Here is a 23,556-nt window from a genome sequence, read left to right on the forward strand (position 1 = left end):
AGGAAATACAGATGCTTATAAGCTTGAATGATAACCTGAATTAAGATAAACTAATAACTCAAGAGGTAATAAGTGAAAGGGTTTGGACAATGGATAACAGAAAGATTCAGGTTTTCCTGGCCACAATAAGGCTTGGAAGTTTTAACAAGGCGGCAGAAGAGCTTCATATGACCCAGTCTGCAGTGACCCAGTCCATGAATCACTTTGAAGATGAACTGGGCTTCAGGGTGCTGAACAGAACTCACAATGGCATCAAGCTGACCCCTGCAGGGGAGAGAATCCTTCCATATATTAAGGATGCTGACAGAGCCCTGGCCAGAATTGCCATTGAAGCAAGAGAGATCGCCGGTGGAAACTCCCTGCCTATCAGAATAGGTGCATACAACAGCATCGCCACATCCTGGATACCGGCTGCAGTAATGGGCTTTAAGGAGAAGAATCCCCAGGTTGAGTTCATGGTAAAGGTGGGAACCCACAACCTGCTGAAAGACCTGGTGGAGAATCAGGCTGACCTGATCATGTGCGACAGCGATCTGGTTTCCGGTCTTGATCCTAAGAAATACGCCTGGTATCCCATGATGGAGGATGAATACTTTGCAGTAGTTCCAAAAGGCCTTTTCCCTGAAAACACAGATGAAGTATCTCAAGAGCGCCTTATGGAAGAGACTTTTATTGTGGCCCCTTTCGACACTATCCACAATCATCTGGAAGTAAAACCGAAGAAAGTAATGTCTGTGGCCAGCGATGATGATGCATCAATAGCGTCTATCGTATCCCACGGCATGGGTGTGACCATGGAGCCGGCCCTTTGCATAAAAAATCTTCCTGAGAATACAAGGGTAATGACCGTTCGTCCCCGTGAAATCAGAATACTTGGAATAATGATTCCAAGAAACGCTCCTGTGATAGTAAAGGAGTTTGCTGCTTTTATCAGGGAAATGAATGACCAGGGGAGATTTTCTGGCCAGTCAGGGAAGTGACGATAATGAAAATGAATATTGCAGTTGTTGATGATAACACCGGGGAGCTGGAAAACCTTTCCGGACTCATAAGGAAATTCGGAGAAGACAGAAACCTGGAGGTGAACGTTCAGTCTTTTTCCAGGGGTGAAGAACTGCTGGAGGATTATCACCCATACAAGTACACAGTAGTCTTCCTGGATATTTACATGAGTGGAATGACCGGAATCCAGGTGGCGGATTCCATAAGGAGAAATGATCCTGACACATTCATTGTGTTCAGCACCAGCAGCAGCGATCACATGGCAGATGCCTTCCGTTTCCATGCCTTCGATTACCTGGAGAAACCTGCGACGGAAGAAAAAGTATACATGATCATGGACGATGTATGCCGCAGGACTACTGACGTGATTCCCACTTTTTCTTTTACCTGTGACAGGAAAAAAATGGAGATCCCCTATTCGGAAATAGTGGCCGTTGCTGCCGCCATTCACTACGTGGATATAAGCGACAGGGAAGGCAACACCTACAGGACCCTCATGGCTTTTTCATCGGCCAGGGAAAAGCTGGAAAAAGACGGAAGGTTCCTCATGATAACCAGAGGGGTTCTGGTGAACATGGAATATGTCCAGGGTTTTGAAAACCAGGTTTGCATGTTGGACAACGGAATGAGTTTTCCATTCACCAAGCGGAAGAGGAAGCAGCTGGAGGAAATCTGGCAGAATTATATTATCAGTGGACTGAGAAGAGAAGCGATGGAGAAAGGAAGGCGGCAATGATTTCTAAATTTCCAATTGATCAGCTGTATTCCTATGTGGTTTTCTTTCCTGCAGCCATTCTCTGCTATCTGCCTATGAAAAACCAGCTGGTTAAGCCCTGGAAGACTTTGGCATTACAGGCCGGCGCTGCATTCTTGTGCCTGGCCATCCCAGCAGCCTGGCTTACATCTCTCTTCCTGTCACGATCCAATCTTATTTTCATGACAGCAACCGCAGGCTGTTTTATTTTCTACGTACACTCTGTAAAAGCTCATTTCAGCAAAGCTGCCGCCATATTCATCCACGTTTGCGCAGTCCTTGCAATTATTTCAGACGGGGCAGCCGTATACGACGCCTTTAAACATCCTGACCTGGGAATCGGCGAGGCAACTGACAGTTACACGGCTTTTCAGCTGGCCGGCACTCTTGCGGCCGTTCTCATTTCAGCAAGGCCTTTTTCCAGATACCTGAGCATGCTTGTGGACAAACTGGACCTTCCGAGAGTCTGGTACATGACCATTCCCTTCGCCCTGTGCATCCTGTTTTTCTGCATAATGGTCCAGCCAGTAAAATACGAAACCCTTCACTACAACAGGGTGGGGTCAGTGGCAATAATCTCTCTGTCAGTAATGATGGTTATGTGGATAGTCATGGCCGTTATTTTCTACATGATTGTAACGGATATTCTTGACGCTGCCGAGACAGAGGAGAAAAGGAAGATCCTGGAAATCCAGGCCAGCCAGTACGACGCCCTGACAAGATACATTGCTGAATCTTCCAGATCCAGACATGACCTTCGGCAGATCATGAGAACCATCAGGAACATGGCTGATGCAGGGGACCTGGAAGCCCTGAAAAAATACATGGATTCTTACATGGAACACATTCCTGTAAATAAAATAGAACTATATTGCAGTAACAGCGCCGTCAATGCTCTCCTAAACTATTATGCAGGAGTTGCAGAGAAATCGGGAATCGAGATCAACTGGAACATCAGCCTGGAAGATACGGGCAGGATTGACGATGTAGATCTTTGCGGTATGCTTGGCAATGTGCTGGAAAATGCAGTCCGGGCCTGCGGAAACGTTCCGGAAGGAGAGGCCTTCATTCAGCTGACCATAACGAACAGGAACAACCGGTGGCTGTACATAGTAGAAACAAACAGTTTTGACGGCAAGGTCATAATGTCTGGCGGAAAATACCGTTCTGTAAGAAGAAAAGGAACCGGCCTGGGGCTGGATTCCATTCGCTCCACCGCAGAGTACTACGGAGGCCACGCAGAATTCTCCCACAAAGGCCGGGAATTTTATACAAATATTGTAGTCCCTGTTACTTCTCAGCCTTAAGGCGCCTGAGAACCCGAGGCTCTATACCGCAGACCAGAGCGGCACGGTACTCGTACTCCTCCACAACCTTGGCAGGAGAGAGAACCTTCATCTGGTCGCTGAATTGGAACAGCCATCCGAAGAAGGCGGGACTGATCTGAACGTCAACAGTAACAGTGAGAGTGTCCCTAACCGTCTTCTCTATCCGTATGTTCTCGCCGAAGCGGTCGTACACTACGCCCAGCATCTTCAGGGAATTCTGAAATTCAAGGGTAACCCTTTCGGCCTTGCCCATGAACATGCTGAAAACCTGCTCCCTGTAAGTAGAAATGTAGGAGAGAGCTGCCTCTGCGTCAGGGCAGATGGAAACTCTCCGGCCCTCTTCATCTCTCATAAGCCGTACATCCACCATCCGGTCGATCCTGTAATTCCTCAGTTCGTTCTTGTTCAGTGAATACCCCATGAGGTAGTAATTCTCATGATCAAGAATGAGGGCCAGGGGATCTACTATATAAAGGGCGTGATCGTGGTGGAACTGGCGATTCCCATCCAGATCCAGGCTGAAGTAGTAAAAAGTTACTCTCTTCCTGCGGGAGATGGCTTCCTGGAGGCAGTCGATGCTGTAGAGAACCTCCTCGTTAGAGTGCTTCTTGGTGTTGGAGCAGGTCATGCTCTCCTGAAGAATAATGGCCTTGTGGCTTCCTGCCATTTCCGCCAGCCTCTGAATAAGTTCCGAGGATTCCTTCTCTGTAATAAAGGTGGCCGCCCTGACAGCATCCATCAGTATCTTGATCTCCGGATTGGACAGGCTTCTGTCCTTGTAGTAGTAAGCCTTCTCATGGCCCACGAAGGTGTGGCAAATATCGTAGCCGTTGTCGGACAAGGTGTCCATGTCCTTCTTCAGGGTCCTCCTGTCACAGGTTATCCCCAGCTCCAGAAGATCTTCGCAGAACTGGAAGGTGGTGCGGGGATGATCCTCGTCTGTTTCCTGCTTCAGTATTTCCAGCAGTCTTACCAGTTTGACCTTCTGTGCATTCTTCTTGTGCAGTTCTGGGGATAATTCATCACTGCAGTAAACGTCATTCTTTTTCTTTCCCATGATGATTGTCCATATTATGATTCAGAATTGAATTACCTGTTTAAATGTACATGACAATTATATCACTTGCATGGAAATAAGTGCACAAAAATGACGCAAAAAAATGACTCAATGGCAGGCAAAATGCAATTGAGTCACCATATGCTGACTTTCTTTCATAAAAATTTCATTGACTTTAGCACGGTAGAGTGATAACATTCCACCAGTTACCCGAATAAATGGTTAACGGGGATATTATAAATCCCCGTGGAGAATATTGGAAGGACGGAGATAACATGGAACATAAGGGCACTTCTAATCTCAGAGAGGAAAGACAGGAGAGAGAGAAGAAGGAGAAGGTATACAGGGACAATTTCTACAAGGCCATACTGGCACTGGAGACAATGGAAGAATGTGATGCCTTTTTCCAGGATGTATGCACTATAAAAGAACTCAGTGATCTTATCCGCAGGCTTGAGGTGGCAAAAATGTTATCCGAAGGGGTGGTGTTCAACGACATCAGCAAGGAAACGGGCATGAGCTCCACAACCATAAGCCGGGTCAACAAGGCCCTGAACTACGGACCGGGAGGATATGCCATGGTCCTTGAACGTCTTGAACAGTCAGGGGTTCGCACTGCCGGAGAGCAGCAGGAAGATGAGAAGAACAAGAAGACAAAGAAGACCAGCAAATAGAGAAACAGGGAGATATCAAGTTGAAAGATTACGGAGAACTGCTGAGCAGAAGCGAGAAAGCCATATACGATCTGAGAGACCTGTACAGGACCAGCGGATACAAGCTTTTCCGCACAGGAAAATTCGAGGAGTACCAGCTGTACAGCCAGAACAGGGACTTCCTTGGAAAGGACGGAATCCTTACATTTACAGATAACAGGGGACGGCTCATGGCTCTGAAGCCAGATGTGACCCTGTCAGTAGCAAGAAACAGCGAGTGCGTTCCCGGACAGGTTGAGAGATACTGCTACGACGATCAGGTATACCGCATGGCAAGGGGAAGCGGTGAGTTCCGGGAAATAAACCAAACAGGAATTGAGTGCATCGGAGACATCAGCGAAGACCACGTGCTGGAGGTTATAGACCTGGCAGTGAAAAGCCTGGGCACCATTGCGGAAGACTACATTCTTACTGTATCTCACATGGGCATCGTAAGAGGCTTCACCTCCATTCTGGGCCTCCCGGCCGAGGCAGAAGAAGCAGTGCTGAAAGCCATGGGCAACAAGAACTTCCACAAGGCCGCAGCCATCTGCAGAGAACAGGGAGTAAGCACCTTCATGATCTCGAAACTCCAGGAGCTGATGAGCACCAGCGGATCCATAGACCAGGTTCTGGAAGCAGTGAAGGGAATGGCCATGAACCGGGAGATGGACGAGGCCGTCAGGGAGCTGGACCAGATCCGCCAGTTCCTCACTGACAAGGGAGTAGAAACATCAGCCCGCCTGCGCTTCGATTTCTCGGTAGTCAACGACATGGGTTACTATAACGGAGTGATTTTCCAGGGATTCGTAACTGGAGTGCCCTACGCAGTCCTTTCAGGAGGCCGCTACGATAAGCTTATGGAAAAAATGGGACGGAAGGGCGGAGCCATCGGCTTTTCCGTGGACATTTCCGCTCTTGATCAGAAATCCCCGGCACCGGCAGAAACCGGTGAGAAAACCGGCAGAAGGATGATCAACGTAGCTCTTCCTAAGGGACGCCTGGGAGAAAAAGTCTACAGCATGTTTGCCGCAGCAGGCTACGAGGCACCGGAGCTCCTGAACCCGGGAAGAAAGCTGATCTTTACAAATGAAGAAAAGGGAGTGAGCTTCTTCTGGGTAAAGCCTTCAGACGTTTCGGTCTATGTGGAAAGAGGGGCCGCCGACATTGGAGTAGTAGGTAAGGACATCCTCCTGGAAGAAGGCAGCGATGTTTTCGAGCTGCTGGACCTGAACATAGGAAAGTGCCGGATGATGGTGGCCGGTCCAAAGGACTTTGAAGACGATACAGATAAAACTCTGAAGGTGGCCACAAAATTTCCTAGAATAGCATCCAGATACTATAACGGAAAGGGCCGGGATATTGATATAATCAAGCTGAACGGTTCAATAGAGATAGCCCCTGTCCTGGGACTAAGCGACGTGATCGTGGACATTGTAGAGACAGGAAACACGCTTAAGGCCAACGATCTTGAGCCAAAGGAGAAGATTGTGGATATCAGCGCCAGGTTCATAGCCAACAAGGCAATATACAACTTCAAATCAGAGGAAATCGGCATCATCGAAGAAGCTCTGAGAAAGCAGAAGCCGGAAGACTGAGGGGCAGGCCGGAACCTGACAAGAACCACATAGTTTTTTTCAATAAAAAAAGGGGTGCGGGATGATAAAAATACTGAAATACGGAAAAGACATGAACAGCTCCATTTTCGCCAGAACGGAAATGCCTTCAAATGTACAGGAGATTGTAGCTTCAATCATCAGAGACATCAGGGAAGGCGGAGATGCCAGCATAAGAAAATACAACGAGAAATTTGACGGCTACGGGGAAGAGGACTTTCAAGTCAGCCCTGATGAAATCCGGGAGGCCATGGAGTCCGTGGATCCTGAATTCCTGAAGGTCATGGAGGAAGCTGCAGAGAACATCAGAGACTTCCACAAGAATCAGGTGAGAGAGGGCTTCAGCATCCGGAAGGAAGGGGGTATCGTCCTGGGACAGAAGGTTCTCCCTGTGGAAAAAGTGGGAATCTATGTGCCGGGGGGAACGGCTGTATATCCTTCTACTGTTTTGATGAACGTCATACCTGCCAGCCTTGCGGGATGCAAAGAGATAGTAATAACAACCCCTGCCACAGGAGGAAAGGTTAACCCTAACATTCTTGCAGCTGCCCACATTGCAGGAGCAACTAAGATTTTCAAGGTAGGAGGAGCCCAGGCCATCGCCGCTCTCGCCTATGGAACAGAAACAGTTCCCCGGGTCTACAAGATTACCGGTCCGGGAAATGCCTTCGTTGCAGAGGCCAAGAAGCAGGTTTTCGGTCAGGTGGCCATCGACATGATTGCCGGACCATCTGAGATCCTGATTATTTCAGACGGTGAGATGAGACCTGACTTCCTGGCGGCAGACATGCTTTCTCAGGCGGAACACGATAAGTTCGCCAGCGCAGTTCTGATTACGGATTCAGAGAAGCTGGCAGAGAAAGTGGCCCTTGAAATAGAAAAACAGCTGCCGGACCTGCCAAGAGAAGAGATCGCCAGAGCTTCTATAGAGAATAACGGCAAGATAATAGTTACAGACAGCCTGGAAAAGGCAGTAGAGGTTTCTAACGAAATCGCTCCGGAGCACCTGGAGCTCTGTGTGGCAGATCCTTTTGAATGGCTGGAGAAGATAACAAACGCAGGATCTGTGTTCCTGGGAAGAGACTGTCCTGAGGCTCTGGGAGACTACTTCGCAGGCCCTAACCACACCCTTCCTACCAGCGGTACCGCAAAATTTGCAAGTCCTCTGGGAGTAGATGATTTTGTAAAAAGAATGCAGTTTTCCTACTATACGCCGGAAGAACTTGACAAGGCGGCTTACAAAATCCGTACTTTTGCTGAAAAAGAAGGGCTTCAGGCCCACGGCAGAAGTGCGGTTATCCGGTCGGAAAACAGGTAGCTGCCACGAGGCAGCCCATTGCTTCGGCGGGAAACAGGTTGTTTTTACGGAAAAATACAATAAACAATATACGAAAACATACGGATACATACGAAAAGAAGGAGCGGGACAATGAGCAGATTTCTGAAAGATAGATACAAGTCTTTTCAGTCTTATACACCGGGAGAACAGCCCCAGGATCAGGAGTACATAAAACTGAATACCAATGAATCACCTTATCCTCCGGCACCGGAAGTAATAAGGGCCCTGAATGAAACAGACCTGGAGAAACTCCGCCTCTATCCCGATCCAACAGGCAGAAAGCTGAAGGAGAAGATCGCCGCTCTTTACGATGTGAAACCGGAAAATGTTTTTCTAAGCAACGGATCTGACGACATCCTGAATTTTTCGTTTATGGCCTTCAATGACGCAGATGACAATCTGATTTTCCCAGACATCACATACAGCTTCTACAAAGTCATCGCAGGCCTCCACGACGTCAGCTACAGGGAAGTGCCGTTGAAAGAAGATTTCACCATAGATGTAGATGGGTTCTGCAGCGACACCAGGTCAAATGTGGTGATTCCAAATCCTAATGCTCCTACTGGCATAGAGCTGGGCCTGGATTCAATCAGGAGGATAGCAGAAGCAGGAAGAGACAGGCTGGTGCTGGTAGACGAGGCATATGTTGATTTCGGAGGCACATCGGCGGTTCCTCTTACTAAAGAGTATGACAACATCCTGGTTTCCCAGACCTTTTCCAAATCCAGAAGCTTTGCAGGGGGACGCCTGGGCTTCGCCATGGGAAATGAAAGCCTGATAAAAGACCTGGAGCTGATCCAGTACTCCACCAATCCATACAACGTAAACAGGCTGTCCATGATCCTGGCTGAGGCCTCCCTGGACGCAGATGATTACTACAAAGAAAACTCCATGAAAATCCAGAAGACCCGCCAGTGGACCGCTTCTGCTCTGGAATCTCTGGGAGCTAAGGTTCTTCCGTCAAAAGCAAATTTCGTTTTTGCCAGTGTTCCGGCCATGAGTGGTCAGGACCTTTACTCTGGACTGAAGAAGAGGGGAATCTTAATTCGCCACTGGAACCAGCCTCGTATCGAGAACTGGGTGAGAATAACCATCGGAACTGACCAGCAGATGGAAAAGCTGGCAGAGGCCATGAAGGAGATGCTGAAATGAGAAATGCAGAAATCAACAGGGAAACGGCTGAGACAAAGATAAGCCTCTGGCTGGACCTGGACGGCACGGGAAAGACGGACATTGCAACGGGATGCGGCTTTATGGACCACATGCTCACCCTTTTTGCAGCTCACGGCAGATTTGACCTTATGATCAACGCTTCGGGAGACACTTACGTAGATTATCACCACCTGACAGAGGACCTGGGAATCTGCATGGGCCAGGCCTTTGACGAAGCCCTGGGAGACAAGAGAGGAATCACCCGGTACGGAACTAAGATACTGCCAATGGATGAGGCTCTTATTCTGACTTCTGTGGATATCAGCGGCCGGGCATTCCTGGACTACAGGCTGGAAGGCCTGAAGGAAAAAGTCGGTGATTTCGATACGGAGCTGGCCCGGGAGTTCGTTGTGGCAATGGTTAGAAATGGCGGATTCACCCTTCACGTGAGACAGCTGGCAGGTGAGAACACCCACCACATTCTGGAGGGCATGTTCAAGAGCCTTGGAAGATCCATGGCAAAGGCTGTAAAGATAGAAAAGGGCAGGGAAGACGAAATTCCTTCCACAAAGGGAATGATCTGACATGATTAAATCGTAAACCCCCTGCCGGGAGAATATGGGAGAACAATATGATTGCAATAATAGATTACGGACTTGGAAATCTCTTTTCCCTCCAGTCTTCATTAAAGGAGATTGGCTGTGATGTTATGGTGACCAGAGATCCCGGTGAGATTAAAGCTGCAGACCGGCTGATCCTTCCGGGAGTTGGAGCATACAGAGATGCAGTGCGCCTCCTGAAAAAGGACGGTATAGGAGAACTTGTGAAGAGCCAGGCCGCTGAGGGAAAACCTCTCATGGGAATCTGCCTGGGAATGCAGCTCCTCTTCCAGAAGGGATTCGAATATGGAGAATATGAGGGACTGGGCCTCATTCCCGGAGAGGTGAGAGACATCAGAGAGCGGATACCAGAAAACCTGAAAGTTCCCCACATCGGCTGGAATGAGCTGATCCTTAAGGATAATAACCATCCCCTGATGAAAGGCCTCAAGGACGGAGATTTTGTCTACTTCGTTCATTCCTATTCGGCCGTCACACCAGAGGAGAACATCATAGCCGCCACAGAATACGGTGCTGAGCTTACTGCAGCTGTTGCCAGAGGAAATGTAACGGGCTGCCAGTTCCATCCAGAGAAAAGCGGCCAGGTAGGCATGAAAATCCTCAGAAATTTTGCAGAGATGTAGGAGAAAACAATGATAATTCTGCCAGCAATAGATTTTTTTGACGGCAAGGCTGTCAGGCTGTATAAAGGAGACTACAGTCAGATGACTGTTTATGATGATAATCCGGTGAACACCGCTAGAAAGTTCCGGGAGTCCGGTGCCCGGTGGATTCACATGGTGGATCTTCAGGGGGCACGGGACGGAGGAACTCCGAATATGGAGATGGCCGCCGGGATTATGAGGGAGACGGGGCTGAAGGCCGAGATTGGCGGGGGGATCCGTTCTCTTGATGTTATTGAGAGGTATATTGATGGGGGCTTCAGCCGGGTGATTCTCGGGACGGCGGCGGTCACCGACCGGGGGCTGGTGAGAGAAGCGGTCCGAAGGTACGGGCCTGCTGTTGCTGTGGGGGCCGATGTAAGGGACGGCTTCGTTGCCATCAAGGGGTGGCTGGAAAAATCAGATTACACTCTTCAGGAGTTTTGCGGGATGATGGAAGAGGATGGTGTCTCCACTATTATCTGCACTGATATTTCAAGGGATGGAGCTATGAAAGGCACCAACCGGGAAATGTACAGGGAGCTTTCGGAAAAATTTTCCTCAATCAACTTCATTGCCAGCGGCGGCGTGTCCAGCCTGGAGGATGTGAATGCCCTGAAAGACATGGGAATGTACGGTGCGATCATCGGAAAAGCTTACTATACAGGAGCAGTGGATCTGAAAGAAGCCATTGCCGCAGCTCACAAAGAGAATGACTGATATTGTAAAATAATCGGGATTTGCAGAATTATGTAATAGCAGATCGGGGTTTTGGAGGAAAAATGATTACAAAAAGGATTATTCCGTGTCTGGATGTAAAAGACGGCCGGGTTGTGAAGGGCGTAAAGTTCAAGGGCCTTTCCGACGTTTCATCTCCTGTGGAGCTGGGCCGCTATTACAGCAAAATGGGAGCAGATGAACTGGTTTTTTACGACATCACTGCCTCCGCAGAGGGAAGAAAGCTTTTTACTGAGATTCTTACTCAGGTGGCATCACAGATATTCATCCCTCTTACAGTAGGAGGAGGAATAAACAGCATTGAGGATTTCGACCGGGTGCTGAAATGCGGTGCTGACAAGGTCAGCGTAAATTCCGGTGCCATCAGGAATCCTCAGCTCATTAAAGAGGCAGCAGAGAAATACGGTGACCAGTGTGTAGTCCTTTCCGTTGATGTTTCTCTTGTAAACGGAGAGTACAGAGTTTTCGGCCGTGGAGGAAGAGACGATACGGGCCTGGAGGCCATTGAGTGGATCCGCAAAGGCGTTGAGCTGGGTGCCGGAGAAGTGGTGGTCAATTCCATAGACACAGATGGTGTGAGAAATGGCTTCGATCTGCCCCTTCTGGAAAAAGTCTGCCAGGCCGTTAATGTGCCGGTAATCGCCAGCGGCGGAGCCGGGTCCATAGAAGATTTTGTGGAACTTTTTGAAAAAATTCCGGCGGTGGATGCAGGTCTTGCGGCCTCTATCTTCCACTTCGGCGATGTGGAGATACCGGAACTCAAGAAGGAACTGAAAAAACAGGGAATCAACGTGAGAATCACAGATCCTGTTACTGAGTAATACTGAAAATTTATTGTGACGACAGCCGGGAGGGACTGGAAGATGGAAACTTTTTTCGATATAGACAAGCTGAAATTCAATGAGCAGGGGCTGATTCCTGCTGTGACCATAGAGGCAGGAACTCACAAGCTGCTGATGCAGGCCTTCATGAACAGGGAGAGCCTGGAGAAAACCATGGAGACGGGGCTGGCCACTTACTGGAGCCGCTCCCGCCAGGAGCTGTGGTGCAAAGGGGAGACCAGCGGGAATTACCAGCACGTAGTGTCTATTACTGCTGACTGTGATCTGGATTCTCTCCAGCTTACGATTGTTGCTGACGGACCTGCGTGCCACACCGGGGAGTATTCCTGTTTCCACAATCTTCTGTGGAAGGCCCCGGAGGGAGAGGATTTCACCCTGGAAGACCTGATGACACTTATCGACGGCCGCAGGACGGAGCCGAAAGAAGGCTCATACACTACATATCTTTTCCAGAAGGGAAGAGAGAAGATATTGAAGAAGGTGGGAGAGGAATCAACTGAGGTCATAATCGCCGCAGCCACCGATGACAAGGCGGAAACCATCTATGAGATTTCCGATCTGGTGTACCATGTGATGGTTCTGATGATCCAGATGGGCATTTCTCTGGAAGACATCAGAAAGGAACTGGCTTCCCGCCACGTAATCGACCACAAGGTGAAGCAGGAGAAGATGACAAAATGAAAGTGATCACTTCCAATTTCCACACCCATACTGATTTCTGTGATGGAAAGGACCGGCCTGAGACCATTGTCCTTCAGGCCATTGAAGGGGGCATGACCGACCTGGGATTTTCCGGTCATGCATATACGCCCTGTGACCTGAGCTATGCCATGACCAGGGAGACTGCAGAAAAGTACAGGCAGGAAATACGCCGGCTTCAGTCTGAATACAGCCACAGAATCAACATACTCTGTGGCCTTGAAATGGACTATTTCTCAGAGCAGGACACCTCACAATTCGACTACACCATAGGATCTGTACACTATGTTTTTTGCAAAAATGGAGAATACTGCCCGGTAGATGAGGCTCCGGAGATAACAGAGAAGGCTATCGAAAGGGCCTATGGCGGTGACCCTTACGGACTGGTGGAGGATTATTTCAGGCAGGAAGGAGATGTGGTGAGAAAAACCGGATGCGCCTTCATCGGCCACTTCGACCTTCTCACCAAATTCCAGGAGAGGAAAAAACTTTTTGACGAAAGCCACCCTCGCTACATTGCAGCCTGGCAGTCAGCCCTGGACCAGCTCATTCCATACGGTGTGCCCTTCGAAATCAATACGGGGGCAATTTCCAGAGGATACAGAACATCTCCATATCCATCAATGGACATCCTGAAAGAAATCGCCAGGAGAGGTGGAAAAATTGTTTTCTCCAGCGACTCTCACGAGAAGGACACTTTGCGTTATGGCTTTGCAGAAGCCGTCCGGCTGGCCCGGGAAGCAGGTTTCAGCACCCACTGGGTTCTTGAAAAAAACGGAATGAGAGAAGAGTCCCTGGAAAATCTTTATTTAATTTAACAGAGGGGCTGCTGGTGGGGCGGCTAATGCAGGCGGCCAATGCAGTATTTTAATCCGGAATCCTCAGGAAGTTTCATCCTGAGGCCGGATTATTTTTATTTGTCACTTTTTTCTTCATGCATTACTAATGAAGTCTTGTATATAGTCAGATTTTTTGCTATATTACTGTAACATTTGGCTGAAAAAAGCATATAATTAAAGGCCACGGGAGCGATTTATACTTAGGCAATCTTAGGCAATCTGGCTTCCCGGCATAGTGTACAAGGTTAATAATTAAAATAAATTTACTGCATTTAATATTAAATACTTACCATTAAATTACTGCCGCAGGCAGAGGGGATTGACGGAATGAAGAAGAAAAAGTTTGGAAGGGCAGCAAAAATCGGGGTGCTGGCGCTGATCCTGGTGGCAACAGCCGTGGGATTCAGCTTTGGAAATCCGGATTTGACTCTGAAGAGCAAGTACGAAAAGGGAATCGTAAAGGTTGACTACGGAACACCGGTCTCCACCGACGTGAAGACTTACGTGGATTTCAGCAGGGCCAGCGATAAAGACAAGAAGTACATTCTCAAGAACACAAAAATCAAGTACGACGGAGACAAGGTAGAGGGAACCGATTACGATAAGGTTGGAGAATATAATCTGACTATCTACTTCGAGGACAAGAAGTTCAAGACTTTGAAGGTAAAGGTTCTGGACAAGGTTCCGCCGGAATTCACCAAGACTGAGGATAAATCAGTGTTCGTGGGAGAGAAGGATGTGGACTACAAGTCCATGTTTGAGGCTAAGGATAATATTGACCAGCCGGAAATCAAGATAGACTCAAAGGCAGTGAATCTCAGCACTCCTGGAGACTATGAAGTAAAGGCCACTGCTGTGGACAAGTCCGGAAACAAGGCAAAGGCCAAGGCTGTTGTCCACGTCCAGAAGGCTGAATACGGAGCTGCTGGCACCTATGTATATGTTGACCTGACAGCCCAGAGACTTTTCTACTTTGAAGACGGCAAGGTAGTGTTCCAGTCACCTATCGTAAGCGGAAACCTTTCTGCAGGCCATGGAACACCAACAGGAGTCTTTGCCGTAAACAACAAGACCAGAAATCAGAAGCTGAAGGGCGATGATTATGAAAGCTATGTAAGCTACTGGATGTCCTTTATCGGCGGTCAGGTAGGATTCCACGACGCTTCCTGGAGAAGCAGCTTCGGTGGCACTATTTACAAGAACAACGGATCCCACGGATGCATCAACATGCCTACAGGATCAGCAGCACAGCTCTACAGCATGCTGAAAATAGGAACACCTGTAATCGTTAAGTACGGCGGAAGCCCTTACGGCGTAACCAGCGCCACAGGAGCACCGGCAGCTCCAAAACAGGAGGAAGCCGCTGCACAGGCACCTACCCCGAGCCAGCCGGCAGCTTCAAACACAACACCATCCACACCGGAGACCACAACGCCAGTATCAGATAAAGAGGCCTCCAAGAACTACAGCTAATAAATAAGACCGGCAGCCCCTTGGACTGTACGGAATATCTGGAATAATAAGAAGATGATGAAAGACTGCCGCATTCCATGAAATGCAGCAGTCTTCTTTATATGGATATATGGTGCGCCCAGTGAGCACAGATTCTAAAGATGAATGTGCTGTTCCTGCTGGCCGAATCCTGCAGGAGCAGTAGTAATGGACCAAACCCGGATTAGTACTGCTCCCCGAGACCCGCAGGAGCAGTAGTAAACGACCAAACCCGGATTAGTACTGCTGGCCGAAACCCGCAAGAGCAGTAGTAAACGACCAAACCCGGATTAGTACTGCTGGCCGAAACCCACAGGAGCAGTAGTAATGGGCAAAACCCGGATTAGTACTGCTCCCCGAGACCCGCAAGAGCAGTAGTGAACGACCAAACCCGGATTAGTACTGCTCCCCGAGACCCACAGGAGCAGTAGTGAACGACCAAACCCGGATTAGTACTGCTCTCCGAGACCCACAGGAGCAGTAGTAAACGACCAAACCCGGATCAGTACTGCTCCCCGAGACCCACAGGAGCAGTAGTAAACGACAAAACCTGGATTAGTACTGCTCCCCGAGACCCGTAGGAGCAGTAGTGAACGACCAAACCCGGATTAGTACTGCTCTCCGAGACCCGCAAGAGCAGTAGTAATGGACCAAACCCGGCTTAGTACTGCTGGCCGAACTCCGCAAGAGCAGTAGTAATGGATCAAACCCGGATTAGTACTGCTCGCCGAAGCCCGCAAGAGCAGTAGTAATCATCAAATCTCTGCTACTCCCCGCTCACACTGCCATCTGCTCTTGCTACTTCCCAATCACACTGCCACCTCCTCCTTTCAGAGTCCTAAGGTAGTCCAGGTTTTTCTCTGCACTCACTTTTTGTACATTTTTATTTTCTCATTTACACATGCCGTACTACCCCTGATGAGCGGCAGCTCCACCCCGGGACCGGTGCTGCCGTTGAGCAGTTCTTCTTAATGTGGTAAAATTTCAACAGTTTTTATCGGCCTGCTGAGGCCAAGGGGGTAATTATGGGACTTAACGATACACCGGGAGGAAGCCGTTTCACCATTGGAATTTTCGGCAAGAGAAATGCAGGAAAATCATCGCTTATCAACAGTCTCACAGGTCAGAGCATAGCCCTGGCATCAAGAGTGCCTGGCACAACTACTGACCCTGTTTACAAGGCCATGGAGCTGCTTCCTGTGGGACCGGTAATGCTTATAGACACTGCAGGATTGGACGACCAGGGAGAGCTGGGCAGCCAGAGAGTAGAGAAATCAATGGAGGCTCTCAGAAAGTGCCATCTGGTTATCTATGTGGCAGATCCAGAAGTCGGGGCTCGCCCGCAGCGCCCGCAGCTCGCACAGCAGCAACCGCAGCTCGCATACCAGCAGCCGCAGTCACTGCAGCCACAACAAACACACCAGCCGCAGCCCGTTGACATATCAGACCCAGGAGAGAAAAAGACCCCCGGAAATCCGGACAGTCAGCCCTCTGCCGGCAATTGGGACGCAAGAAACTTCCTGGAAAAAGAAGAGTCAGAATTCATTCACCAGCTGGAAACCAGAAAGATTCCCTACGTAATCGCCGTAAACCAGTCAGGAGAAGACACAGACTTCCTGAACAAGAATTATGGAACAGACACACAAGTCTTTACAGATGCGGCGCTGAAACTGGGGATAGACCAGCTGAAGAAGGCCATCATCAGGAATTCCGGCGAAACAGAAAAAGAAGCAGGCCTCACTGACGGCCTGATAGAAGCCGGTGACCTGGCCGTTTTGGTAACACCCATAGACACCGCAGCTCCAAAGGGAAGAATGATCCTCCCTCAGCAGCAGGTCCTCCGGGACATTCTCGATAAAGGTGCATACACCATTGTCACAAGAGAAGGAGAACTGGATCAGGCCCTGAATGCCCTGGGCCGCCCGCCGAAAGTAGTAATTACAGACTCCCAGGCCTTCCGCTTGGTAGATTCCATAGTGCCGCCGGAAATAGACCTTACGTCATTTTCCATTCTATATGCCCGGCAAAAAGGTGATTTGAAGAAGATGACAGAAGCGGCAGCAGTGCTGGGAGACCTGAAGCCGGGAGATAAGGTTCTCATAGCAGAAGCCTGCACCCACCACCGCCAGAAAGACGATATCGGAACGGTCAAGATCCCTAAGATGCTGAGAAAACTGGAGCCGGAAGTTGACATACACTGGCATTCAGGAGCATCTTTTCCCGATGACATCAGAGAATACAAACTGGTGATCCACTGCGGTGCCTGCATGCTGAACCGCCCTGAAGTCCAGTACAGAATAGAACTGGCTGAGAAGGAAGGAGTTCCCGTTACAAACTACGGACTGACCATCGCATTCTGCACAGGCATTTTGAAGAGAGCCGTGGCACCTTTTGGAATCCGGATTTAGATTTTATGATTTAATAGAGATATAGCAAGATAATACAAGCGAGATAATACAAGAGATAATATAAAGGAGATGGAGATGTCAGACGAAATGAAAAGTCCAATCGAATACGAAGAGTTTGACCCGTCAAAAGCAGTAAAAGCAACTGTTGAATGGATCAGAAACTGGTTCAGTGAAAACGGTGCAGGATGCAATGCAGTAATAGGAATCAGCGGAGGAAAGGACAGCTCCGTAGTAGCAGCACTGCTGAAAGAGGCTCTTGGAAAAGAAAGGGTGATCGGAGTTCTCATGCCAAACGGCGCTCAGAGCGACATAGACATGGCCCGGCTCCTGGTAGATCATCTCGGAATCAGAAATTACACAATAAACATCAAAGAAGGCTTCGATGGCCTTACGGAAGAGCTGAAGAGAGTTTTGCCAGAAGTGGGAAAAGATACCCTTATTAATCTCCCGGCGAGAATCAGAATGTCCACTCTTTACGCAGTTGCCCAGTCCAATAACGGAAGAGTTGCCAACACCTGCAACCTTTCAGAAGACTGGGTGGGATATTCTACCAGATACGGAGACTCTGCAGGAGACTTCAGCCCTTGCAGTTCTTTCACCACTGCGGAGATAAGAGCCATGGGCGCTTACCTGGGCCTGCCTGAAGTTCTTGTAAAAAAAGTTCCTACAGACGGTCTCAGCGGCCTCAGCGACGAGGAGAAACTGGGCTTCACTTACGACGTTCTGGACAGATATATCCGCACCGGAGAAATCCATGACGATGAAGTCAAAGCCAGGATTGACAGGCTTCACAAGATCAATCAGTTCAAGCTTCGCTACATGGACAGCTTCGTATACAAGCAGGAACCAGAGAACAGGTAATTACAGATATACAACAGATATACAGATAAGGAAACTATATACTATATGATTTTTAGCATTACCAGAATAATATACAACAGTCTCTTCATGGCTGCAGCCATATCCTGGCTAATTGCCCAGGTGATGAAGGTGGTGACAGCTTCCATCAGGAACGGTGGATTCAGCCGCCAGCTGCTGACCAGCTCAGGAGGCTTTCCCAGTTCCCATTCTGCAACGGTGTCGGCTCTGGTAGCCATGTCCTTCAGACTGTATGGAGGAGATTCAGAGATTTTCGCCGTTACATTTTTCCTGGCCATGATCGTCATGTACGATGCAGTGGGAGTAAGAGCTGAAACAGGAAGGCAGTCGGAAATTCTAAACGGACTTATGAAGAACCATCCTGAACTGTTCGAAAGCCAGGAGACAGGGAAAACAACTGGTGAAGGCAAGCATTCACATGTAGAAAAGACAATAACGCTGAACGAGAAGACCGGACACACTTTGCCGGAGCTGATAGCAGGAATCGCCATCGGAGTTCTCGTCTCAGCCTTCCTGCCAGTTTTTTAGCCTGATAAAAGAAAGCAGGAAACAACAGATTTTTTGAAAGGACCAATACAGCAAATGAAGAAACACTATGTTGCAGACCTGAAACCCGGCGACGAATTCGCCGATTATTTTCTTGTAAAATCATCGGACATTCGCGTGGGAGGCAACGGAAAGAAGTACCTGGACATAACTCTGGCCGATGCATCTGCGGAGATCAGCGGCAAGAAGTGGGACATCGACGACGGAGAACTCCCTAAGCTGGAAGCCATTCACGGCGGCATAACCGTTGCAGTGAAGGCAGATGTAAAGGAGTGGAAGGGTTCCAACCAGCTGAGAATAATGAAGATCAGGGAGACAAACGTAGGAGATGTTTTTGACCTGCGGGACCTGGTTAAAGCTGCCCCTGAACCTTCAGAAGAAATGTATGATTACATCACAGGGACCATCAGAAATTTCCAGGATGAAGAGCTGAAGAAGCTCTGCCTTGGCTTGTACGAGGAAAATAAGGAAAAACTCATGTACTATCCAGCTGCAGCCAGCAACCATCATGCAGAATACGGCGGCCTCCTGTACCACGTTAAGAGAATGATGATGATGGGCGAAAGAGCCTGCCAGGTTTATACCAACCTGTCAAAGGACCTTTTGCTGGCCGGCGTTGCCATCCACGACATCGAGAAGCTGACAGAAATCATCTCCGATGAGAACGGAGTTTCACCGGGATACTCCATGGAAGGTAACATGCTGGGCCACATAGTTCAGGGAGTCAGCCTCATTCATGACAGATGTGCAGAGCTGGGCATCGGTGCAGAGAAAACCATAATGCTGGAGCACATGATACTGTCCCACCACTATGAGCCGGAATTTGGCAGCCCGAAGAAACCTCTTTTTCCAGAAGCTGAAATGCTCCACTACCTGGATATGATCGATGCCAAAATGTACGACATGGAAGACTCTCTCAGAGGCGTTGAGCCGGGCGAGTTCGGCCCTAAGGTATGGACCCTGGACAACAGGAGAATATACAAGAGAACTTTCTGACAACTGATGAAAAACTCTGTGGAAGGAAACAGGGAGGCTTAGGAGTATCAGGGGGATGGCGGAAACCAAAGAAGGAAAAATCACCAGAGTTGTATATAATAATCCGGCCAACGGTTATACCGTAGCCCAGTTCGAAACTGCCAGTGAGATGTTCACCCTCACAGGCAGTTTTCATGCTGTAAACACCAGCGCCAGATACAAGATCACCGGGGAGTTCAAAATCCACAAGAAATATGGCGAACAGTTCGTCGTCACTTCTTACGAGGAAATGGTTCCCAAGGGGGAAGAGGGCATCAGAGCCTTCCTGGCTTCCGAGAGCATCCGGGGAATCGGCAGGAAAACAGCCGGTCTCATTGTGGACGCTTTCGGAGAAGACTCACTTAGAGTCATAGGCGAGGAACCGGAGAAACTGCTGCAGATCAAGGGCATCGGCAAGAAAACCCTGGCTTCAATAATAGAGTCGTACAACGAAAACCGGGAATTTGCCAAGGTCTACAAGGAACTTTCAGACCTGGACATAGACCTTCCGTCGGCAGTAAAAATCTACAAACTTTACGGCCCCGATGCCATAAACATTATCAAGGAAAACCCATATCAGCTGGCAGACGACATTTACGGCATAACCTTTGCCAGGGCAGACCGGATCGGTGTCCGCCTGGGAATTCAGCCGGACAGCCCTTTCCGGATCCGGAGCGGCATTAAATACCAGCTGGGAAAATGGGCAGGCAGCGGCAGCACCTTTGTTCCAAAAGAAGATCTGAAGCTGGCTACAATGGACCTTCTGGAAGTTACGGGAGACCAGATTGACGAATGCCTGACGGCCATGGCCTTCGAAGGAATTCTCCAGACAGATCTCATAGAAGGAGTTCCTGCGGTCTATCTGTATAATTACTACCTGGCAGAGCAGGAGACAGCCCACAATCTGAAACGCCTTATGGAGGCTGATGTGCCGCCGATACCGGCTGACCTGGACAATCTCATTAACTGGGCAGAAACAGGAGAAAAAATCAAGCTTTCTTCTGAGCAGCGCAGCGGCGTGCGCCTGGCTCTTGAGAACAACATTTCCATTATCACAGGAGGCCCGGGCACAGGAAAGACCACAATAATAAACACCATAATCAAGATTTTTGACGAACTGGGAATAAAAACTGCCATTGCAGCTCCTACAGGCAGGGCAGCCAAGCGGATAACTGAAACATCAGGAGCTCCCGCCAAGACCATCCACCGCCTTCTGGAATACATGTACTCCGAAGACGAAGATGAAATGGAATTCGGCAGAGACCGGGACAACCCTCTGGAGGAAAAAGCCATAATCATTGACGAGGCATCCATGATTGACCTCCTTCTGATGGACGGCCTGCTCAATGCAATAAGCAGCGGCTCCCGCCTTGTAATAGTAGGAGACGTGGACCAGCTTCCGCCGGTAGGCGCAGGAAATGTCCTCCGGGACATGATTCAAAGTGAGTACATTCCAACCGTAAGGCTGAAGGAAATTTTCCGCCAGGCCCACGAAAGTCTGATCGTCGTAAACGCCCACCGCATAAACAACGGAGAATACCCCCATTCCAACGAGAAGGGAAAAGATTTTTTCATGATGCGCCGCCAGACCGAAGAAGAAACTCTGAGCACCATCCTTGAGCTGGTAACGGGAAGGCTGGAATCATATTACGATTTCATCGGCTCCTGGGAGGACATTCAGGTCATCAGCCCTACAAAACAGAGACTTCTGGGAACAGAATCCCTGAACAACCAGCTCCAGGCCGTTTTAAACCCGCCCTCAGATGAAAAAGCCCAGCGCCAGATTGGCAGGATCATCCTCCGTGAAGGGGACAAGGTAATGCAGACAAAGAACAACTACAGCCTGGAGTGGCGGAGCAATGTGGACTTCCAGACAGGAAAAGGTGTTTTCAACGGAGATATGGGAAAAATCATCTCCATCAACAAAGAGGAAGACGCAGTTACAGTCCAGTTTGACGACAAGTTTGTAGTATATGATTCCGTCGATGTGGAGGAGCTGGACCTGGCCTACGCCATAACCGTACACAAAGCCCAGGGCAGTGAGTTTCCCGCAGTGGTCATGCCCGTTGCGAAGTTCGCGCCTATGCTCATGACCAGGGATCTCCTCTATACTGCAGTGACCCGTGGAAAAAAACTTGTAGTCCTTGCGGGAATGGAGTGGGGCGTCCGCAGAATGGTGGACAACGACCGGGTTCATTTCAGAAACTCAGGACTGGAATACAGACTGAAGGAAATAGGTATGATGGGGAAAGAAGAAAACCCTTTCCAACAGCCGTTCATTCAGTAAAAAAAGCTTCGGGCAGAACCCGGAGCCTTTTTACTTACCAGTATTTACTTTAACAAGCCTCTTCACAGGCTTCTGAATTCAGAATACACAGGAAATTACCTGTCAGTCTCAATAAGACCGTAATCTCCGTTCTTCCTCTTGTATACGATGCTGGCACCGTTTGTGTCCATATCGAGGAAAACAAAGAAATTATGTCCCAGCAGCTCCATCTGGAGAACTGCCTCCTCAGCAGTCATAGGCTGAAGCTCGAACTTCTTCGTACGTGCAATCTTTATTTCGCCCTCATCCTCTTCTTCCTCAACATCAGGAATGAACTCGAACTTGAGAGCCTTGTTCTCCTTGTATCTGGCCTCCAGCTTTCCCTTGTACTTGGACATCTGGCTGGACAGCCTGTCGATAATCAGATCCAGGGCTTCGTATACGTTCTCAGCAGCCTCCTCTGCCCGGAAAATCGTCTGTTTGGCATTGATTGTAGCCTCAATCTTAGTCTTGTCCTTGAACTTAGAAACAAGAACATTTGCAGTTACATCGTCCTGAAAGTATTTGCCAAGCCGTGCGAACTTCTTCTCAATGTTTTCCTGAAGCCTCTCACTAGGCTTGTAATTCTTAGCGGTTATGGATACCTTCATAGTTCCGACCTCCTTGCATTTTGATAACTGAATTATAACACAAGTTGGATAAACATACATCAAAATCGGTGAGTTCTGTGTGACGGTACTGCAGGGGAATTTTCACAGTAGTATCATGAGACTGCAAGGGCTGGCAATGGCCCGGAGGGTTCAGAAGAAGGGAGAGACTGTCTGTCTTATGGAAAAAATCTTTCGCGCAATAGCAGCTTTTGCGAGAAGGGAAACAGAGGAGATTCTAGATCTGATTTATCCGCCGGGAATTAAATGCATCTGCTGCGGAGCTGTCATTGACAAGAGCCGTCCATACAGCCTCTGCAACAACTGCATGAACGGAATCAGATGGATAGAGGCTGGTGACCGGACCTGCATCAAATGCGGCAAACCATTGGCAGGAAACGATTCCCGGACCATCTGCTTCAGCTGCAGAGAACATCCCCATGTTTTCTCACGGGCCGTAACCTGCGCCCAGTACGGCGCCCTGGAGAGAGATCTGATTTTCAATCTCAAATACAAAGGAAGGACTTACATCGCCCCCATTCTTTCGGAAATCATGTGGGACCGGCTCCAGAGCCTGGAGCCCGGAGAGCAGTACCAGATTTTCCGGGGAGGAGTGGACGTGGTTGTTCCCGTTCCCCTGAGCAGGGAGAGACTTTTGGAACGGGGATTTAATCAGGCGGATCTTATTGGAGAGGGCCTGGCCCGGCTTATGGGGGCAGATTATAACAGGGACATCCTGGTAAGAACCAGGCACACAACAGCCATGAGGAGCCTGACACCTGATGAGAGACGGAAGAATATTAGAGGCGCTTTCCGTGTGGATGGAAATGTGACCGGCCTCACGGTTATGGTGGTGGACGACATATATACCACAGGGTCAACAGCAGATGCCATTGCCTCCGTGCTTTTTGAAAAGGGAGCAGCAAGAGTTATATTCTGTACTTTCGCAGGGGGCGCAGATGTAGTAAAATCATAACCTGTATGAT

General features: G+C 49.0%; 22 protein-coding genes. 20 read left to right on the plus strand and 2 right to left on the minus strand.

Annotated features, from left to right (window positions below):
* Positions 1–89 precede the first annotated feature (89 nt).
* The 3 genes from FYJ66_RS02080 to FYJ66_RS02090 are packed head-to-tail and all read left to right on the plus strand — an operon-like array spanning position 90 to position 3,063.
* Positions 90–980, plus strand: a complete 891-nt coding sequence (locus FYJ66_RS02080; protein WP_154571860.1) for a LysR family transcriptional regulator — start codon at positions 90–92, stop codon at positions 978–980.
* 5 nt (positions 981–985) lie between these two features.
* On the plus strand, positions 986–1,738 hold the full coding sequence (locus FYJ66_RS02085) for a LytR/AlgR family response regulator transcription factor (RefSeq protein WP_154571861.1): 753 nt from the start codon (positions 986–988) through the stop codon (positions 1,736–1,738).
* Positions 1,735–3,063: a sensor histidine kinase gene (locus tag FYJ66_RS02090; RefSeq protein WP_154571862.1), complete on the plus strand. Its 1,329-nt coding sequence runs from the start codon at positions 1,735–1,737 to the stop codon at positions 3,061–3,063. Before FYJ66_RS02085 ends, FYJ66_RS02090 begins: the two co-directional genes overlap by 4 nt.
* Here the strand turns inward: FYJ66_RS02090 and FYJ66_RS02095 are convergent.
* A complete protein-coding gene (locus FYJ66_RS02095; protein ID WP_154571863.1) occupies positions 3,047–4,141 on the minus strand; it encodes a helix-turn-helix transcriptional regulator in 1,095 nt (364 codons plus the stop codon). The genes FYJ66_RS02090 and FYJ66_RS02095 overlap by 17 nt on opposite strands.
* Positions 4,142–4,416: 275 nt before the next feature.
* On the opposite strand from FYJ66_RS02095, the gene FYJ66_RS02100 reads away from it, so the two are divergent.
* The 16 genes from FYJ66_RS02100 to recD2 all read left to right on the plus strand — a co-directional run bounded on the left by FYJ66_RS02100 (position 4,417) and on the right by recD2 (position 21,944).
* Positions 4,417–4,815, plus strand: coding sequence for a YerC/YecD family TrpR-related protein (locus FYJ66_RS02100; protein WP_154571864.1), 399 nt, complete (start codon positions 4,417–4,419; stop codon positions 4,813–4,815).
* Positions 4,816–4,835: 20 nt separating this feature from the next.
* Positions 4,836–6,431, plus strand: coding sequence for an ATP phosphoribosyltransferase (gene hisG, locus FYJ66_RS02105; RefSeq protein ID WP_154571865.1), 1,596 nt, complete (start codon positions 4,836–4,838; stop codon positions 6,429–6,431).
* Between the two features lie 61 nt (positions 6,432–6,492).
* Positions 6,493–7,767 carry a histidinol dehydrogenase gene (gene hisD, locus FYJ66_RS02110; RefSeq protein WP_154571866.1) on the plus strand — a complete coding sequence of 425 codons (1,275 nt, stop codon included), beginning with the start codon at positions 6,493–6,495 and terminating at the stop codon, positions 7,765–7,767.
* A gap of 111 nt (positions 7,768–7,878) precedes the next feature.
* Entirely contained in the window at positions 7,879–8,940 is a 1,062-nt protein-coding gene (hisC, locus tag FYJ66_RS02115) for a histidinol-phosphate transaminase (RefSeq protein ID WP_154571867.1), read from the plus strand.
* Complete coding sequence (gene hisB, locus FYJ66_RS02120) at positions 8,937–9,524, plus strand: imidazoleglycerol-phosphate dehydratase HisB (RefSeq protein ID WP_154571868.1); 588 nt, start codon at positions 8,937–8,939, stop codon at positions 9,522–9,524. Before hisC ends, hisB begins: the two co-directional genes overlap by 4 nt.
* Positions 9,525–9,571: 47 nt before the next feature.
* The gene (hisH, locus tag FYJ66_RS02125) at positions 9,572–10,183 is read left to right on the plus strand and encodes an imidazole glycerol phosphate synthase subunit HisH (protein ID WP_154571869.1); all 612 of its coding nucleotides are present in this window, start codon (positions 9,572–9,574) and stop codon (positions 10,181–10,183) included.
* Between the two features lie 9 nt (positions 10,184–10,192).
* Positions 10,193–10,921, plus strand: a complete 729-nt coding sequence (gene hisA, locus FYJ66_RS02130) for a 1-(5-phosphoribosyl)-5-[(5-phosphoribosylamino)methylideneamino]imidazole-4-carboxamide isomerase (RefSeq protein WP_154571870.1) — start codon at positions 10,193–10,195, stop codon at positions 10,919–10,921.
* A gap of 62 nt (positions 10,922–10,983) precedes the next feature.
* Positions 10,984–11,760, plus strand: coding sequence for an imidazole glycerol phosphate synthase subunit HisF (gene hisF, locus FYJ66_RS02135; protein ID WP_154571871.1), 777 nt, complete (start codon positions 10,984–10,986; stop codon positions 11,758–11,760).
* 42 nt (positions 11,761–11,802) lie between these two features.
* Positions 11,803–12,462 (plus strand): bifunctional phosphoribosyl-AMP cyclohydrolase/phosphoribosyl-ATP diphosphatase HisIE, encoded by a 660-nt coding sequence (gene hisIE / locus FYJ66_RS02140; RefSeq protein WP_154571872.1) that lies wholly within the window; start codon positions 11,803–11,805, stop codon positions 12,460–12,462.
* On the plus strand, positions 12,459–13,298 hold the full coding sequence (locus FYJ66_RS02145; RefSeq protein ID WP_154571873.1) for a histidinol-phosphatase: 840 nt from the start codon (positions 12,459–12,461) through the stop codon (positions 13,296–13,298). The genes hisIE and FYJ66_RS02145 overlap by 4 nt, the downstream gene beginning before the upstream one ends.
* A 348-nt stretch (positions 13,299–13,646) precedes the next feature.
* A complete protein-coding gene (locus FYJ66_RS02150) occupies positions 13,647–14,792 on the plus strand; it encodes a L,D-transpeptidase family protein (RefSeq protein ID WP_154571874.1) in 1,146 nt (381 codons plus the stop codon).
* 1,043 nt (positions 14,793–15,835) lie between these two features.
* Positions 15,836–17,218, plus strand: a complete 1,383-nt coding sequence (hydF, locus tag FYJ66_RS02155; protein WP_154571875.1) for a [FeFe] hydrogenase H-cluster maturation GTPase HydF — start codon at positions 15,836–15,838, stop codon at positions 17,216–17,218.
* Positions 17,219–17,293: 75 nt separating this feature from the next.
* Positions 17,294–18,079 (plus strand): NAD(+) synthase, encoded by a 786-nt coding sequence (gene nadE / locus FYJ66_RS02160; protein ID WP_338071086.1) that lies wholly within the window; start codon positions 17,294–17,296, stop codon positions 18,077–18,079.
* A 45-nt stretch (positions 18,080–18,124) separates the two neighbouring features.
* Positions 18,125–18,625, plus strand: a complete 501-nt coding sequence (locus FYJ66_RS02165) for a divergent PAP2 family protein (protein ID WP_154571876.1) — start codon at positions 18,125–18,127, stop codon at positions 18,623–18,625.
* 54 nt (positions 18,626–18,679) lie between these two features.
* Positions 18,680–19,639, plus strand: a complete 960-nt coding sequence (locus FYJ66_RS02170) for a 3'-5' exoribonuclease YhaM family protein (RefSeq protein ID WP_154571877.1) — start codon at positions 18,680–18,682, stop codon at positions 19,637–19,639.
* Positions 19,640–19,694: 55 nt separating this feature from the next.
* Positions 19,695–21,944, plus strand: a complete 2,250-nt coding sequence (recD2, locus tag FYJ66_RS02175; RefSeq protein ID WP_154571878.1) for an SF1B family DNA helicase RecD2 — start codon at positions 19,695–19,697, stop codon at positions 21,942–21,944.
* A gap of 95 nt (positions 21,945–22,039) precedes the next feature.
* Here the strand turns inward: recD2 and hpf are convergent, their stop codons facing one another.
* The gene (hpf, locus tag FYJ66_RS02180; protein WP_206156960.1) at positions 22,040–22,573 is read right to left on the minus strand and encodes a ribosome hibernation-promoting factor, HPF/YfiA family; all 534 of its coding nucleotides are present in this window, start codon (positions 22,571–22,573) and stop codon (positions 22,040–22,042) included.
* A gap of 178 nt (positions 22,574–22,751) precedes the next feature.
* On the opposite strand from hpf, the gene FYJ66_RS02185 reads away from it, so the two are divergent.
* The gene (locus tag FYJ66_RS02185) at positions 22,752–23,546 is read left to right on the plus strand and encodes a ComF family protein (protein WP_154571880.1); all 795 of its coding nucleotides are present in this window, start codon (positions 22,752–22,754) and stop codon (positions 23,544–23,546) included.
* Positions 23,547–23,556: the final 10 nt, after the last annotated feature.

The organism is Allobaileyella intestinalis (genome assembly GCF_009695865.1).
Lineage (GTDB): Bacteria > Bacillota > Clostridia > Peptostreptococcales > Anaerovoracaceae > Allobaileyella > Allobaileyella intestinalis.

What these genes read in the sequence shown, in the direction of transcription:
- FYJ66_RS02150 (WP_154571874.1), top strand. Translation starts at nt 13,647, where the DNA reads ATGAAGAAGAAAAAGTTTGGAAGGGCAGCAAAAATCGGGGTGCTGGCG.
- hpf (WP_206156960.1), bottom strand. Translation starts at nt 22,573, where the DNA reads ATGAAGGTATCCATAACCGCTAAGAATTACAAGCCTAGTGAGAGGCTT.
- FYJ66_RS02095 (WP_154571863.1), bottom strand. Translation starts at nt 4,141, where the DNA reads ATGGGAAAGAAAAAGAATGACGTTTACTGCAGTGATGAATTATCCCCA.
- FYJ66_RS02080 (WP_154571860.1), top strand. Translation starts at nt 90, where the DNA reads ATGGATAACAGAAAGATTCAGGTTTTCCTGGCCACAATAAGGCTTGGA.
- hisD (WP_154571866.1), top strand. Translation starts at nt 6,493, where the DNA reads ATGATAAAAATACTGAAATACGGAAAAGACATGAACAGCTCCATTTTC.
- nadE (WP_338071086.1), top strand. Translation starts at nt 17,294, where the DNA reads ATGTCAGACGAAATGAAAAGTCCAATCGAATACGAAGAGTTTGACCCG.
- FYJ66_RS02085 (WP_154571861.1), top strand. Translation starts at nt 986, where the DNA reads ATGAAAATGAATATTGCAGTTGTTGATGATAACACCGGGGAGCTGGAA.
- FYJ66_RS02185 (WP_154571880.1), top strand. Translation starts at nt 22,752, where the DNA reads ATGGAAAAAATCTTTCGCGCAATAGCAGCTTTTGCGAGAAGGGAAACA.
- FYJ66_RS02170 (WP_154571877.1), top strand. Translation starts at nt 18,680, where the DNA reads ATGAAGAAACACTATGTTGCAGACCTGAAACCCGGCGACGAATTCGCC.
- FYJ66_RS02145 (WP_154571873.1), top strand. Translation starts at nt 12,459, where the DNA reads ATGAAAGTGATCACTTCCAATTTCCACACCCATACTGATTTCTGTGAT.
- hisB (WP_154571868.1), top strand. Translation starts at nt 8,937, where the DNA reads ATGAGAAATGCAGAAATCAACAGGGAAACGGCTGAGACAAAGATAAGC.
- hydF (WP_154571875.1), top strand. Translation starts at nt 15,836, where the DNA reads ATGGGACTTAACGATACACCGGGAGGAAGCCGTTTCACCATTGGAATT.
- hisA (WP_154571870.1), top strand. Translation starts at nt 10,193, where the DNA reads ATGATAATTCTGCCAGCAATAGATTTTTTTGACGGCAAGGCTGTCAGG.
- FYJ66_RS02100 (WP_154571864.1), top strand. Translation starts at nt 4,417, where the DNA reads ATGGAACATAAGGGCACTTCTAATCTCAGAGAGGAAAGACAGGAGAGA.
- FYJ66_RS02165 (WP_154571876.1), top strand. Translation starts at nt 18,125, where the DNA reads ATGATTTTTAGCATTACCAGAATAATATACAACAGTCTCTTCATGGCT.
- FYJ66_RS02090 (WP_154571862.1), top strand. Translation starts at nt 1,735, where the DNA reads ATGATTTCTAAATTTCCAATTGATCAGCTGTATTCCTATGTGGTTTTC.
- hisIE (WP_154571872.1), top strand. Translation starts at nt 11,803, where the DNA reads ATGGAAACTTTTTTCGATATAGACAAGCTGAAATTCAATGAGCAGGGG.
- hisC (WP_154571867.1), top strand. Translation starts at nt 7,879, where the DNA reads ATGAGCAGATTTCTGAAAGATAGATACAAGTCTTTTCAGTCTTATACA.
- hisF (WP_154571871.1), top strand. Translation starts at nt 10,984, where the DNA reads ATGATTACAAAAAGGATTATTCCGTGTCTGGATGTAAAAGACGGCCGG.
- hisH (WP_154571869.1), top strand. Translation starts at nt 9,572, where the DNA reads ATGATTGCAATAATAGATTACGGACTTGGAAATCTCTTTTCCCTCCAG.
- recD2 (WP_154571878.1), top strand. Translation starts at nt 19,695, where the DNA reads ATGGCGGAAACCAAAGAAGGAAAAATCACCAGAGTTGTATATAATAAT.